General features: G+C 73.2%; 13 protein-coding genes. 6 read left to right on the plus strand and 7 right to left on the minus strand.

All coding sequences use genetic code 11. The features are described from left to right. Positions 1 to 2 precede the first annotated feature (2 nt). Positions 3 to 1,040, minus strand: a complete 1,038-nt coding sequence (locus tag ACNYS0_RS36380) for a LacI family DNA-binding transcriptional regulator (RefSeq protein ID WP_422480001.1) — start codon at positions 1,038 to 1,040, stop codon at positions 3 to 5. A gap of 150 nt (positions 1,041 to 1,190) precedes the next feature. Between ACNYS0_RS36380 and ACNYS0_RS36385 the strand changes: the two genes are divergently transcribed. After that, positions 1,191 to 2,153 (plus strand): ROK family protein, encoded by a 963-nt coding sequence (locus ACNYS0_RS36385; protein WP_422480003.1) that lies wholly within the window; start codon positions 1,191 to 1,193, stop codon positions 2,151 to 2,153. A 19-nt stretch (positions 2,154 to 2,172) separates the two neighbouring features. Here ACNYS0_RS36385 and ACNYS0_RS36390 read toward each other — a convergent pair whose 3' ends face one another. Next, positions 2,173 to 2,601, minus strand: coding sequence for an STAS domain-containing protein (locus tag ACNYS0_RS36390; protein ID WP_422480005.1), 429 nt, complete (start codon positions 2,599 to 2,601; stop codon positions 2,173 to 2,175). Between the two features lie 630 nt (positions 2,602 to 3,231). Between ACNYS0_RS36390 and ACNYS0_RS36395 the strand changes: the two genes are divergently transcribed. Further along, positions 3,232 to 4,227: an NUDIX domain-containing protein gene (locus ACNYS0_RS36395; RefSeq protein ID WP_422480007.1), complete on the plus strand. Its 996-nt coding sequence runs from the start codon at positions 3,232 to 3,234 to the stop codon at positions 4,225 to 4,227. Here the strand turns inward: ACNYS0_RS36395 and ACNYS0_RS36400 are convergent. Both ACNYS0_RS36400 and ACNYS0_RS36405 read right to left on the minus strand, forming a co-directional pair. Beyond that, a complete protein-coding gene (locus tag ACNYS0_RS36400; protein WP_422480009.1) occupies positions 4,197 to 4,952 on the minus strand; it encodes an MBL fold metallo-hydrolase in 756 nt (251 codons plus the stop codon). The two genes, ACNYS0_RS36395 and ACNYS0_RS36400, sit on opposite strands and share 31 nt — an antisense overlap. A gap of 74 nt (positions 4,953 to 5,026) precedes the next feature. Next, complete coding sequence (locus ACNYS0_RS36405; protein ID WP_422480011.1) at positions 5,027 to 6,388, minus strand: dipeptidase; 1,362 nt, start codon at positions 6,386 to 6,388, stop codon at positions 5,027 to 5,029. Positions 6,389 to 6,531: 143 nt separating this feature from the next. On the opposite strand from ACNYS0_RS36405, the gene ACNYS0_RS36410 reads away from it, so the two are divergent. Beyond that, positions 6,532 to 7,770, plus strand: a complete 1,239-nt coding sequence (locus ACNYS0_RS36410; protein ID WP_422480013.1) for a geranylgeranyl reductase family protein — start codon at positions 6,532 to 6,534, stop codon at positions 7,768 to 7,770. Between the two features lie 3 nt (positions 7,771 to 7,773). Here ACNYS0_RS36410 and ACNYS0_RS36415 read toward each other — a convergent pair whose 3' ends face one another. Continuing rightward, on the minus strand, positions 7,774 to 8,232 hold the full coding sequence (locus tag ACNYS0_RS36415; RefSeq protein WP_422480015.1) for a nitroreductase family deazaflavin-dependent oxidoreductase: 459 nt from the start codon (positions 8,230 to 8,232) through the stop codon (positions 7,774 to 7,776). A gap of 149 nt (positions 8,233 to 8,381) precedes the next feature. Here ACNYS0_RS36415 and ACNYS0_RS36420 point away from each other — a divergent pair, with 149 nt between their 5' ends. The 3 genes from ACNYS0_RS36420 (at position 8,382) to ACNYS0_RS36430 (ending at position 11,112) form a co-directional block, all read left to right on the plus strand. Beyond that, positions 8,382 to 9,107, plus strand: a complete 726-nt coding sequence (locus ACNYS0_RS36420) for a TetR/AcrR family transcriptional regulator (protein WP_422480017.1) — start codon at positions 8,382 to 8,384, stop codon at positions 9,105 to 9,107. 95 nt (positions 9,108 to 9,202) lie between these two features. Next, positions 9,203 to 10,450, plus strand: a complete 1,248-nt coding sequence (locus tag ACNYS0_RS36425; RefSeq protein ID WP_422480019.1) for a sensor histidine kinase — start codon at positions 9,203 to 9,205, stop codon at positions 10,448 to 10,450. Next, on the plus strand, positions 10,447 to 11,112 hold the full coding sequence (locus tag ACNYS0_RS36430) for a response regulator transcription factor (RefSeq protein WP_422429597.1): 666 nt from the start codon (positions 10,447 to 10,449) through the stop codon (positions 11,110 to 11,112). The genes ACNYS0_RS36425 and ACNYS0_RS36430 overlap by 4 nt, the downstream gene beginning before the upstream one ends. A 10-nt stretch (positions 11,113 to 11,122) precedes the next feature. On the opposite strand, the gene ACNYS0_RS36435 is transcribed toward ACNYS0_RS36430, so the two are convergent. After that, positions 11,123 to 11,806 (minus strand): response regulator, encoded by a 684-nt coding sequence (locus ACNYS0_RS36435; protein ID WP_422480021.1) that lies wholly within the window; start codon positions 11,804 to 11,806, stop codon positions 11,123 to 11,125. A 49-nt stretch (positions 11,807 to 11,855) separates the two neighbouring features. Beyond that, positions 11,856 to 12,986 carry a sensor histidine kinase gene (locus tag ACNYS0_RS36440; protein ID WP_422480023.1) on the minus strand — a complete coding sequence of 377 codons (1,131 nt, stop codon included), beginning with the start codon at positions 12,984 to 12,986 and terminating at the stop codon, positions 11,856 to 11,858. Between the last annotated feature and the right edge of the window lie 171 nt (positions 12,987 to 13,157).

The following is a 13,157-nucleotide window of genomic DNA, read 5'->3' on the forward strand; positions in this document are numbered from 1 at the left end:
GGTCAGTCCGCCGGCGGCAGTTCCCCCGAGCCCCGCTGAATCAGTCGCGTCGGCAGCTCGATCCGCTCCGGCGGCAGCGCCGCGCCGTCCAGTTGCAGGAAGAGGCGGTCCGCCGCCGTGCGGCCCAGTTGTGCCGCGTCTTGGGACACCACCGTCACGCCCGGCTTCAGCAGGTCGCCCAGTTCGATGTCGTCGAAGCCGACCAGGGCCACGGGGCGCTCGAGTTCGGACAGGACCCGGACGGCCGTGACCGTCACCCGGTTGTTGCCCGAGAAGATCGCCGTGACCGGGTCGGGGCCGGAGAGCATTTCCTCGGCCGCGCGCCGCACCCGCTCGGGTTCGGTGACACCGAGGGACACCCACCGGTCGTCGACGGCGAGCCCGGCCTCCTCCATGGCCGCCCGGTACCCGCGCACCCGCTCCACCGCCGTGTGGATGCGGGGCTGGTCGCCGATGAACCCGATCCGGCGGTGGCCCCGGGCGATGAGGTGGGCGACGCCGTCGCGCGCGCCGCCGAAGTTGTCGGACAGCACCACGTCCGCGTCGATCTTCCCGGCGGGCCGGTCCACGAAGACGGTCGCGACACCGGCCGCGATCTCCGGCGCCAGGTACTGGTGGTCGGAGCCCGCGGGGATCACGACGAGCCCGTCCACGCGCCGCGCGCACAGCGCGAGCACCAGCTCCTGCTCCCGCTCCGGGTCCTCTGCGCTCGACCCGTTGATCAGCAGCGCCCCGTGCGCCCGGGCGACCTCCTCGACTGCGCGGCTGAGCGGTCCGTAGAACGGGTCGGCCAGATCCTCCAGGACCAGTCCGATGCTGGCCGTACGTCCCTTGCGCAGGACGCGCGCGCTGTCATTGCGCCGGAAGCCGAGCGCGGCGATCGCCTCCTGTACGCGGCGCTCGGTGTCCTCGGTGACACCCGGCTCCGCGTTGACGACGCGGGAGACCGTCTTCAGGCCGACCCCGGCCCGCGCGGCGACGTCCTTCATCGTCGGTCGGTTGCCGTAGCGGTTCTCGGTGCGGCGGGCGGTACGGTCCACTGTGCGCTGTCCTGTCCTGTCGTCCCGGCGTGTGGCGTCGAGCATAGGGCCTGGACAACGTTGTCAGATGCGGGAGAGACTGTCCACCACTGATCGGTTGCCGACTCGCAACCGCCCATCCGACCTGCCGTTCCGGGGGAACTGACACTGATGCACATGGACCTCGTCGCCGCGCTCGACATCGGCGGCACCAAGATCGCCGGTGCCCTTGTGGACGACCGGGGCCACCTCGTCGTCCGAGCGCAGCGGCCGACCCCCGCGCGGGAGGACGGCGACACGGTGATGGGCGCGGTGGAGGAGGTCCTCCGCGAGCTGACGGCCGACGCCGCGTGGCCCCGGGTGCGCGCCGTGGGCATCGGCAGCGCCGGCCCCGTGGACCGCTCGCGGGGGACGGTCAGCCCGGTCAACGTGCCGGGCTGGCGCGGCTTCCCGCTGGTCGACCGGGTGCGCGCGGTGACCGGCGAGCTGCCCGTCGAACTGATCGGCGACGGTGTGGCGATCACGGCCGCCGAGCACTGGCAGGGCGCGGCCCAGGGGCACGACAACGCGCTGGGCATGGTCGTGTCGACCGGTGTCGGCGGCGGACTGATCCTGGGCGGCGAGCTGCACCCCGGCCCCACCGGCAACGCGGGGCACATCGGCCACATCAGCGTCGACCTCGACGGCGATCCCTGCCCGTGCGGCGCGCGCGGCTGCGTCGAGCGCATCGCCAGCGGCCCCAACATCGCCCGCCGCGCGCTCGCGGAGGGCTGGCGGCCGGGGTCCGACGGCGACGCCACGGCCGCCGCCGTGGCCCGTGCGGCCCGCGCCGGTGACCCGGTGGCGATCGCCTCCTTCGAGCGTGCGGCGCAGGCCCTCGCGGCGGGCATCGCGGCGACGGCGACCCTCGTGGAGATCGACATCGCGGTGATCGGCGGCGGCGTGGCGAAGTCCGGCGACCTCCTGTTCACGCCGCTGCGCCGCGCACTGCGCGACTACGCCACGCTCTCCTTCGTGCAGGGCCTCACGGTGGTCCCGGCGTCGATGGGCACGGACGCCGGTCTCGTGGGCGCGGCGGCGGCCGCGCTGCGCGTGGGTCCGGGCGTGAACGGGGTGCGCCGGCAGGCGGTGTGAGGCGTCGGCGCCTCGGCCGCTAGCCGGGCAGTTGCCGGTCCCTGCGGACCGCCTCGCCCACCGTCCAGGCCGGTGCGAGGAGTCCGGTCAGGCCGCCCAGCGAGATGAGGCGGAGTGTGAGGCGGTGGCGGCAGACCACGGTGAGGCGGCCGTCGTGCTCGGCGGCCCGCTTCGCGGCGTGCTCCAGGAGTCTGAGGCCGGAGCAGTCGAAGAACGTGGTGCCGGTCAGGTCCACGACCACCACGCGGTAGGGCCGCGCGGCCACCGAGTTGAGGAGCGGTGAGATCCGGTGGAACGTCAGGATGTCGATCTCGCCGACGAGTTCGATCACGACGCAGTCGCCGACGGTGCGCAGTCTGGGTGCGGGGACGTCGCCCTCGGGTGCGGATGTGATGTCGATGGCACCGAAAACGCCGAAAGTACAGTCCTGTTGTCCGCTCTGTAGCATTTGGCCCCCCGGGTCACGAGCCCGGCCGGGTCCGAGGACGACCGGGCGGGCGGAACGAGGACACCGGGGTCCGGGGTGCCTGGGCGATCACGCTAGCCGCAGGATTCCCACGTTGTGGTGGCGTAACGATTCCCGAGCGGCTTACATCACTTGAAGGGGTGAATATCCCCGAAATCGCTTGACGTCCAGGGGTGTTCGGATTCGGGCGTTGCCCGTGTGTTCGGTCCACACCCCGTGTGAACTCCGCACCGTCACAGGACGTGCACACACGGTGTCGCCCTGCGTCGTGTCGCGCTTGACTGGCTCGAAGAAAGTGCGGGAGGCCATGATCAGGGTCGGCCGCCGGCCGTCGGGCAGCGGTGGGCGTCATCCGGCCGGAGGGTCTCCCGCGCGTGGCTCCGGGGCTCCCCCCGATACCCGGAGTCGTACGGGCGGTGTCATGGCGTGCGACCGCCTGGTACGAAGGGCCCGCCTGCCGCGACTTCCCTGGGCGGTGGGCGGGCGTCGTGCGTGCGGCCCGCGGTGTTCCGGGATGCCGCTGGCGTATACATCGATCCCCTCATCAGCGGCTGGTTTCCGTGGCAGGGTGTTGCGGGCAAGCCACAGGGGGCCGATGGATGAGGGGGAACCGTGATCGTCTGGATCAACGGGGCGTCCCGCGCGGGCAAGACCACCGCGGCGCGGGAGTTGATCGACCTGATCCCCGACAGCACGCTCTTCGACCCCGAGATGATCGACGGCGAACTGGAGCGGCTGCTGCCCGCGAAGCGTCTTGCCGAGGTGAGCGCCCATCAGGATCTGCCGATCTGGCGGCGTCTCGTCGTCGACACGGCCGCGGCGCTCCTCGCCGAGCTTGGCGGCGTGCTCGTGGTGCCGATGGGGCTGCTCCGCGAGGAGTACCGCGACGAGATCTTCGGTGGCCTCGCGGCCCGGCGGATTCCTGTGTGCCATGTGCTCCTTGCTCCTGGGGAAACGATCCTGCGCGCCCGTGACCCCGCCGGAGAGGCCCCCGCCGACATCGAGCCGTACCGGGCCGCGCTCGCCGGCTGGCTCGCCGCCGACGCCTACCCGGTCGACAGTGGCGCCCTGTCCCCGTACGAGACGGCGCTTCGGATAGCCGCCGCCCTGCGCACCGGGGACGCGGCCTCCTGCGACATCGTGCAGACACCCGAGCCGACCGCCGAGACGGTCGCCGCGGGCGTGCTGCTCTTCGACGACGAGGACCGGGTGCTGCTCGTCGACCCCACGTACAAGCCGGGCTGGGAGTTTCCCGGCGGCGTCGTCGAGGCGGGCGAGGCGCCCGCGCGCGCGGGCGTGCGCGAAGTGGCGGAGGAGACGGGCATCCACCTCGACGACGTGCCGCGGCTCCTGGTCGTCGACTGGGAGTCGCCCGTACCGCCCGCCTACGGCGGCCTGCGCCTCCTCTTCGACGGTGGCCGGCTCGCGGGCGCGCGGGCCCGCGAAGTGCTGCTGCCGGGGCCCGAGTTGCGCGCCTGGCGCTTCGTGACGGAGAGCGAGGCGGCCGTGCTGCTGCCGCCCGTGCGCTTCGAGCGGCTGCGCTGGGCCCTCAGGGCGCGCGAGCGCGGCGCCGCCCACTACCTGGAGGCCGGGGTCCCGATGGGGTGAGCGCGCGCCACCGCGGCCCGCAGCGCCGCGCCCGCCCCGCCCACCACCGGGTCGCCGTGCCCGAAGCACGCCATCTCGCTGTCGAGCGCGGCGAGCCGCCGGTACGACGCGACGGCCCGCTCCTTGTCCAGATTGAACACGCCGAGCATCACCTGCCCGTCGAGCGGTGACACCGCGATCGCGTCGCCCGTGAACAGCACGCCGTGCGCCGGGAGATGGATCCCGATCGAGCCGTCGGTGTGGCCCGGCGCCCCGATCACGCGCGCCCCGTCGCCGAAGCCGAGCGTGTCACCGTCGTTCAACTCCCTTACGTAGTAAGGGAGCACGGGTTCGGCGGGAGGGGGTGGGAGCAGCGCGAGCGCCTGAGCGTGGAGCGGGCGTTCCCAGTCCTCGTACACCGGTCCTGGCCCGGTCCGCTCGCCCCGTACGAAGGGCGCGTCCAGGCGGTGCGCGGACACCTCCGCCCCGCTCAGCCGCGCGAACTCCCCGGCGCCGCCCGCATGGTCCTCGTGGAAGTGCGTGAGCACGATCCGCCGTACGTCACCGGGGGCGTGCCCCCAGTCCCGTACGGCGTCCGCGATCGGCTCCGCCGCGCCGGGGGCGCCCGCGTCGACGAGGGTCAGCTCGTCGCCGTCGCGCCAGAGATAGGCCTGGCCCACGGGGAAGCGCAGCATGCGCAGCCGGGGCGTGAGGTCGATGACGTCGGTGGGTGCGTAGGTCGTCATGCCCGCGACCGTACGAGGGTCGCGGGCACGGCGTCGTACGACTTGGCCCAGGGCAGATTCGCCCTGGAGCGGCGTCAGCCGGCGGTCGCGTACTTCTGGAGGAAGAGGGCCTCCGCCACCGAGAGGCGCTCCAGCTCCTCGGGGGACACCGACTCGTTGACCGCGTGGATCTGGGCCTCCGGCTCGCTCAGGCCGATGAGGAGGATCTCCGCCTCCGGGTAGAGCGAGGCGAGGGTGTTGCACAGCGGGATGGAGCCGCCCTGGCCCGCGTAGCTCATCTCCTGGCCGTCGTACGCCTGCTTCATGGCGTCGGCCATCGCCGCGTACGCCGGGCTCGCGGTGTTCGCGCGGAACGGCTGGCCCTGGCCGACCTGTTCGACCTTCACCCGGGCGCCCCAGGGGGTGTGCGCCTCGATGTGCGCCATGAGGAGCTTCGTGGCCTCCGAGGCGTCGGCGCCCGGCGGGACGCGCAGGCTGATCAGCGCGCGGGCGCCCGCCTGCACGGACGGCGTGGCGCCGACGACGGGCGGGCAGTCGATGCCGAGGACGGTGACGGCGGGGCGCGCCCAGATGCGGTCCGCGATCGTGCCGGAGCCGATCAGGTCCACACCGTCGAGCACCTTCGCGTCGCCGCGGAACGCGTCCTCGTCGTACTGGAGCCCGTCCCAGGGCTCGGTCGGCTCCAGGCCGTCGACGGTCGTCGAGCCGTCCTCGGCGCGCAGCGAGTCCAGGACACGGATCAGGGCGCCGAGCGCGTCCGGGGCTGCGCCGCCGAACTGGCCGGAGTGCAGATTGCCTTCGAGGGTGGCCATCTCGACGCGGACCAGCGTCATGCCGCGCAGCGTCGCGGTCGCCGTGGGCAGGCCGACGCGGAAGTTGCCGGCGTCGCCGATCACGATCGTGTCGGCGGTCAGCAGCTCCGGGTGCTGCTCGGCGTAGCGTTCCAGGCCGCCGGTGCCCTGCTCCTCGGAACCCTCCGCGATCACCTTGACGTTGACGGGGACGCCGCCGTTCGCCTTCAGCGCGCGGATCGCCAGGAGGTGCAGGAGCACGCCGCCCTTGCAGTCGGCCGAGCCGCGCCCGTACCAGCGGCCGTCCTCCCGCTCGGTGAGCTCGAACGGGGGCGTCACCCACGCCGCCTCGTCCAGCGTCGGCTGCACGTCGTAGTGCGCGTACAGCAGCACCGTCGGCGCGCCCGCGGGGCCCGGCAAGAATCCGTACACCGACTGCGTGCCGTCGGGGGTGTCGAGCAGCGCGACATCCTGGAAGCCCTCGGTGCGCAGCGCGTCGGCGACCCAGTTGGCGGCGCCCTCGCTCTCGCTCCTCGGGTACTGTTCGAAGTCCGCCACCGACTTGAAGGCGACCAGTTCGGTCAGCTCCGCCTTGGCCCTCGGCATGAGCGAGGCGACGGTCTCGGCAATCGGATGCGGCGACATGGGCACGCTCCTCGTGGGTGCGACGTTGTGCAGGGTGTGCGGAAGATCCTCCCACAGGGGGCTCGCGCACGGCCCGCCGTAGGATGCCTGGGACAGGTGCGGCAGGCATTCCAAGATGGCCGAAACGGGAGCAGCAGACCATCGTGAGCAGCGAGAATCCGGCGACGGACGACACGGACGGCAACGAGACGGGCGACGGCGGGCCCTCCGGGAGCGTGTGGGACGTCGTCGTCGTGGGCGCGGGCCCGGCCGGCGCCTCCGCCGCGTACGCGGCCGCGAGCGCGGGGCGTCGGGTGCTGCTCCTGGAGAAGGCCGAACTGCCGCGCTACAAGACCTGCGGCGGCGGCATCATCGGTCCTTCGCGGGACGCGCTGCCGCCCGGCTTCGTGCTGCCGTTCAAGGACCGGATCAACGCGGTGACGTTCTCCCTGAACGGGCGGTACACCCGCACCCGGCGCTCCAAGAAGATGCTGTTCGGGCTCATCAACCGGCCCGAGTTCGACGCCCAGCTCGTCGAGCACGCGCAGAAGGCGGGCGCCGAGCTGCGCACCGGCGTCACGGTGACGAGCGTCGAGCAGCACGGCAGCGCCGTGCCCGACCGGCGCACCGTCGCGGTCGGACTCCAGGGCGGCGAGACGGTCCTGGCGCGGGCCGTGGTCGGCGCCGACGGCAGCGCGAGCCGGATCGGCGCGCACGTCGGCGTGGAGATGGACCAGGTGGACCTCGGCCTGGAGGCGGAGATCCCGGTCCCGCAGAGCGTCGCCGAGGACTGGCAGGGGCGGGTCCTCATCGACTGGGGGCCGATTCCCGGCAGTTACGGCTGGGTGTTCCCGAAGGGCGACACCCTCACCGTCGGCGTGATCTCGGCGAAGGGCGAAGGGGCCGCCACCAAGCGGTACTTGGAGGACTTCATCGCCCGGCTCGGGCTCGCGGGCTTCGAGCCGTCGATCTCGTCCGGGCATCTGACGCGCTGCCGCGCCGACGACTCGCCGCTCTCGCGCGGCCGGGTCCTGGTGTGCGGCGACGCGGCGGGGCTCCTGGAGCCGTGGACCCGGGAGGGCATCTCCTTCGCGCTGCGTTCGGGGCGGCTCGCGGGGGAGTGGGCGGTGCGCGTCGCCGAGGCGCACGACGCGGTGGACGCGCGGCGCCAGGCGCTGAACTACGCGTTCGCCGTCAAGGCCGGTCTCGGCGTCGAGATGTCCGTCGGCAAGAGCATGCTGGCCGTCTTCGAGCGCAAGCCGGGGCTGCTGCACGCCGCGCTCACCACGCTGCGCCCCGCGTGGAACGCGTTCGCGAGGATCACGCGGGGCTCGTCCTCCCTGGGCGAGCTGGTGCGGACGCATCCGGTGGCGGGACGGGCGCTGTCCCGGCTCGACCGCTGACGGTCACTTGACCGTGATGCGGAAGACCGGGTGGTCCGGCGAGGCGACGGCGAGCTCGGCGTCCGTCGACTTCGCCGTGACGCCCTTGAAGTAGTCGTTGACCTGCCAGCCCCACCGCTCCAGGTAGGTACGCAGCACCTCGCGCTTGAGGTCGTCGTCGGACAGCTCGACGGCCTCGAACGTGCGGACCTTGCGGCCCACCCGCAGCTCGCCGCCACCCGCGGCCAGCATGTTCTTCACCCACTGCGAGTGGCCACGGGCCGAGACCAGGTACTGCTCGCCCTCGTACGTGTGCGGGTTGACCGGGATGCGCTGCATCTGGCCGCTCTTGCGGCCGCGCACGGAGAGCTCCGCGGAGCCCGCGAGGCTGAACCCGCGGCGGGCCAGCCAGCCGACGACCTTGTTCATGCGGACGGCGGTCGGGTTGGCCTTCAGGTAGTACGGCTCGGGCTGTGCGGACATGGTGACCCCCGGAACAGTTTTGGAGAGCGGTGCTCTCGCTTGAGATCAGTGTGCACCGGCCCGGCGATCCAAAGCAAGAGCAGTGCTCTCTTTTTTGAGCGGTGCACCGCAATGTGTGCACCGCTCCGCATCCATGGAACACTCGAACCATGAGTACGAGCCGCAGCACACCCCCACGAACCACAAGTGCCGCCCAAGGAGCCCGCGCCCGCGCCCGGCAGGAGGTCACCGCCGCGATCAAGGACGAGGCGCGCAGACAACTCGCCGAGAGCGGCGCGGCCAAGCTCTCGCTGCGCGCCGTGGCCCGCGAACTCGGCATGGTCTCCTCTGCTCTGTACCGCTATTTCCCCAGCCGCGACGACCTCCTGACCGCGCTCATCATCGACGCGTACGACGCCCTGGGCGCGGCCGCCGAGCGTGCCGACGTCGGCTTCGTCCGGACGTCGTCGGCCACCGAGCGCTGGAGCGCGGTGTGCGGGGCGGTACGGGACTGGGCCCTGGCCTATCCGCACGAGTACGCGCTCATCTACGGGTCGCCCGTGCCCGGCTACACGGCTCCGGACAGCACGGTCGAGGCCGCCGCGCGCGTCGGACAGCTGCTCATCGGGATCGTCCGCGACGCGCACCAGGGCGGCGGCGTGGCACCGCCCCCGCTCGCCGAGGAGGTGCGGGCCGAGGCCGAGCGGATGGCCGCGGACCTCGCGCCCGACCTGCCGCCGGAGGTGGTGGCCGCACTGGTCGCCGCGTGGGCGCAGCTGTTCGGGCTCGTCGGCTTCGAGCTGTTCGGCCAGTTCAACCGTGTCGTCGAGGACCGCTCGGCCTTCTTCGCCCACTCCGTGTCGCGGCTCGCCCGGGACGTCGGGCTCTCCGCATAGCCGTACTCCCCAAGGGGGTCTACTCCCGCGGAAGTACGTGTGATCACCTCGCACGGCGGACGCCCGGGAACGCCCCCGGCGCTTAGCGTGGCGGCATGGACGAGCAGCGCGTACGCGACGGTGGCCCGCCCCGGCAGTGGGGCGGGCCGCCGTGGCTGCGCGAGCGGTGGGGCCGCGGGCCCGCAGGGGGCGAGCGACGGTGGCCCTGGCGGTCCACGGTGCTCGTCACCGCGTTCGTGCTCGCGGGGACGAACTTCGCCGCGCACGGGCAGGCGGGCGAGCGCGCCGACCTGGACGTGTTCGCGCGGCTGCTGATGCTCGCCGGGGGCGCCCTGCTCCTGTGGCGGCAGCGCCACCCCGTCCTCGTCGCGTTTGGCACGACGGCGTGCGTGACCGTGTACCTGGGGGCCGGGTATCCCTACGGACCGGTGTTCCTGCTCGTGGCCCTCGCGTGCTTCTCCGCGATCGTTGCGGGGCGCAGATGGGCCGCGTGGGCGGCCGCCGCGATGCTCTGGGCGGGGCATCTGCTCATCGGGCACTGGCTGTACGCGTACCTGCCGCCCTCGGGTGACGGGCCCGCCCCGTGGGCGCAGGAGGGCATCGTCGCGGCCTGGGTGCTCGCGGTCATGGCGGTCGCCGAACTGGCGCGGGTGCGGCGCGAACAGTGGGAGCACGCGCGCGTGGAGCGGGAGAAGGCGGCCAAGCGGCGGGCCGACGAGGAACGCCTGCGCATCGCCCGCGAACTGCACGACGTGCTCGCCCACTCGATCTCCGTGATCAACGTGCAGGCGGGCGTCGGCCTCGCCCTGCTCGACACCGACCCGGAGCAGGCGCGCACCGCGCTCACCACCATCAAGAGCGCGAGCAAGGAGGCGCTGGGAGAGGTGCGCCAGGTCCTCGACACCCTCCGGGCACCGGGCGAGGCGCCCCGCGCCCCCGCGCCCGGCCTCGACCGCCTCCCGGAACTCGTCGACCAGGCGGCGGGCGCGGGCCTCACCGTCGACGTCACCACACAGGGGCGGAGGACGGCGCTGCCGCCGGGCGCCGACCTCGCCGCGTTCCGCATCGTGCAGGAGGCGCTCACCAACGTCGTCCGGCACTCGGGCTCACGCCACGCGCGCGTACGACTGGCCCACGGGGAGGACTCGATGACGCTCACCGTCGACGACGACGGACCCGCGACCCACGCCGACGCGGGCGGCAGCGGCAACGGGCTCGCCGGAATGCGCGAGCGCGCCGCGGCCCTCGGTGGCACGATCGAGGCGGGCCCGCGCCCCGACGGAGGCTTCCGGGTCGTCGCTCGGCTGCCCTTCACCGCCACGGACCGGGAGGCCCCGAAGTGATCCGCGTACTGCTCGCCGACGATCAGTCGCTCGTCCGCGCCGGATTCAGGGCGCTGCTCGACGCGCAGCGCGACATCGAGGTCGCGGGCGAGGCGGCGGACGGCGAGGAGGCGGTGCGCCTGGTGCGCGAACTGCGGCCCGACGTCGTGCTCATGGACATCCGCATGCCGCTGCTGGACGGCCTCGCGGCGACCCGCCGGATCGGCGAGGACGCGGACCTGGAGGCCGTGAAGGTGGTCATGCTCACCACCTTCGAGCTCGACGAGTACGTCTTCGAGGCCATCCGCTCCGGGGCCTCGGGGTTCCTCGTCAAGGACACCGAGCCGGACGAACTGCTGCGCGCCGTCCGGGCCGTGGTGCACGGCGACGCGCTGCTCTCGCCCGGCGTCACCCGGCGTCTGATCGCCGAGTTCGCGGCGCGCTCCAAGGAACCGGCGGCCGCGGCGCCGCTCGCCGAGCTGACCGAGCGGGAGCGGGAGGTGATGGCGCTCGTCGGCATCGGCCTGTCCAACGACGAGATCGCCCGCCGCCTCGTCGTCAGCCCGCTCACCGCGAAGACCCACGTGAGCCGCGCGATGGTCAAACTGGGCGCCCGTGACCGGGCCCAACTGGTCGTCCTCGCCTACGAGTCGGGCCTCGTACGGCCGGGGTGGCTGGGCTGAGACCGGCAGGTCACGAGGGGGTTCGCGGGGCCACCAGACCGGATTCGTAGGCGAGCACCACGAGGTGGGCGCGGTCGCGGGCGCGGAGCTTGGACATGGCCCGGTTGATGTGCGTCTTCGCGGTCAGCGGTGTGATCACCATGCGCTCGGCGACCTGGTCGTTGGAGAGCCCGTGGGCGACCAGCACGACCGCCTCGCGCTCACGGTTCGTCAGCTCCTCCAGGCCCTTCGCCAGGCCCGGATGCGGGGGCTGGGTGACGTACCTGTCGATCAGCTTGCGGGTGATCGACGGCGCGAGCAGCGCGTCGCCGCGCGCCGCGACGCGCACCGCGTGCAGGAGGTCCTGCGGCACGATGTCCTTCACCAGGAAGCCGGCGGCGCCGGCCCGCAGCGCGTCGAAGACGTACTCGTCCAGGCCGTAGTTGGTCAGGACGACGACGTGCACCCGGTCGAGCGTCGGGTCCGCGGCGATGCGGCGGGTCGCCTCGATGCCGTCGACGACCGGCATCCGGATGTCGATGAGCACGATGTCGGGCAGATGCCGCCGGGCGAGCGCCAGACCCTCCTCGCCGTCGGCGGCCTCGGCCACCACCTCGATGTCGTCCTCCAGGTCGAGGAGCGCGCGGAACCCGCTGCGGATGAGCGGCTGGTCGTCGACGAGGAGGACACGGATCGTGCCCGGTGGCTCGCTCATGATGTGCCGCCGCCCCTGGTGTGCGCCCCGTTCACGGTGTGGGTTCTCCTCATGGTGTCTGCTCCACGGGGAGCTCGGCCAGGACCCGGAATCCGCCCTCGGCGCGGGGCTCCGCCCGCAGGGTGCCACCGAGTGCGGTGACGCGCTCGCGCATGCCGAGCAGGCCGATGCCGGGAAGCGGGGCGGCATCAGGGGACGCCCGGCCGTCGTCGTCGACGCGCAGGACGAGGGCGTCCGGGCGGTGGTCGACGACGACCCGTGCGCTGCGGGCGGCGGCGTGCCGGGCGACGTTCGTCAGCGCCTCCTGGACGATGCGGTAGGCGGTGCGCTGGACGGCGGCCGGGACATCGTGCGGGCTGCCCTCCACCGTCAGTTCCGTCTCCAGATCGCCGCTGCCGGCCCGCTTCACCAGCTCCGGCAGGTCGTCGAGGGTGTGCGGCGGGCGCGTGTCGTCGTCCCGCAGCGCCTCCAGGGTCGCCCGCAGCTCCCGGCTCGCCTCGCGGCCCGCCTCCTGGATCGCCAGGAGGGGCTCCGGCACCCGCTCGCCGCGCTTGAGCGCCACATGGACGGCGACCTCGGCCTGAAGCTTCACGATCGAGATCTGGTGGGTCAGCGAATCGTGCAACTCCCGTGCGATACGCAGCCGTTCCTCGTCGGCGCGCCGCCGCCCGGTCTCCTCCCGCGTGCGTTCCGCCTCGTCCGCCCGCCGCTCGGCCTGCCGCAGCGCTTCCCCCGCGGCGGCGGCCGCGACCAGCCAGCCCAGTTCGAGGGCGCCCCGCGAGTGCGAGAACGCGTCCCCCGCCGATGTGCCGTGCGGCGACACCAGATACGCGAAGGGGAGCGTGGCGAGGACGGCCACGGACGCCACCGCCGTGCTCGTGCGGTGGCCCTCGCGCACCGCGGCGTACACCGCGAACAGATAGGCCACGACCGGTACGTCGACGCCGGCCGCCTGGTGGCCGACCGCGCACAGGCCGGTCACCGCGAGCACGGCGACCGGGGCCCGGCGGCGCGCACACAGCGCGAGGCCGCCGGTCAACAGGAGTGCGTAGCCAAGGAGTTCGAGCTTCGTGTCGGGCCGGTCACCGGAGAGCGCGGCCGCGAGGAGCATGGCCGCGACGCAGACGGCGATCACCGCGTCCCTGACGCCCGCGCGTACAGCGAGCCGTTGGGTGCCCATGCGCGCAATCTAGCCGCAGGACGCACGGCGCGGGCCCTGAGCGCGGATGATCCGTCGGCTACCGCCGCCGCGGCAGCGACGGCGGACATACCGCGTCCGCGGTAGCCCCCTGCGGCGGCGGCCGCAGCCAGAAGAGTCCACGCTCGCCGGACGACGGCGTCGCGCCCCGGC

This window comes from Streptomyces anthophorae (assembly GCF_049310305.1).
Classification (GTDB): Bacteria; Actinomycetota; Actinomycetes; order Streptomycetales; family Streptomycetaceae; genus Streptomyces.

What these genes read in the sequence shown, in the direction of transcription:
- ACNYS0_RS36385 (WP_422480003.1), top strand. Translation starts at nt 1,191, where the DNA reads ATGCACATGGACCTCGTCGCCGCGCTCGACATCGGCGGCACCAAGATC.
- ACNYS0_RS36390 (WP_422480005.1), bottom strand. Translation starts at nt 2,601, where the DNA reads ATGCTACAGAGCGGACAACAGGACTGTACTTTCGGCGTTTTCGGTGCC.
- ACNYS0_RS36400 (WP_422480009.1), bottom strand. Translation starts at nt 4,952, where the DNA reads ATGACGACCTACGCACCCACCGACGTCATCGACCTCACGCCCCGGCTG.
- ACNYS0_RS36405 (WP_422480011.1), bottom strand. Translation starts at nt 6,388, where the DNA reads ATGTCGCCGCATCCGATTGCCGAGACCGTCGCCTCGCTCATGCCGAGG.
- ACNYS0_RS36415 (WP_422480015.1), bottom strand. Translation starts at nt 8,232, where the DNA reads ATGTCCGCACAGCCCGAGCCGTACTACCTGAAGGCCAACCCGACCGCC.
- ACNYS0_RS36420 (WP_422480017.1), top strand. Translation starts at nt 8,382, where the DNA reads ATGAGTACGAGCCGCAGCACACCCCCACGAACCACAAGTGCCGCCCAA.
- ACNYS0_RS36425 (WP_422480019.1), top strand. Translation starts at nt 9,203, where the DNA reads ATGGACGAGCAGCGCGTACGCGACGGTGGCCCGCCCCGGCAGTGGGGC.
- ACNYS0_RS36435 (WP_422480021.1), bottom strand. Translation starts at nt 11,806, where the DNA reads ATGAGCGAGCCACCGGGCACGATCCGTGTCCTCCTCGTCGACGACCAG.
- ACNYS0_RS36440 (WP_422480023.1), bottom strand. Translation starts at nt 12,986, where the DNA reads ATGGGCACCCAACGGCTCGCTGTACGCGCGGGCGTCAGGGACGCGGTG.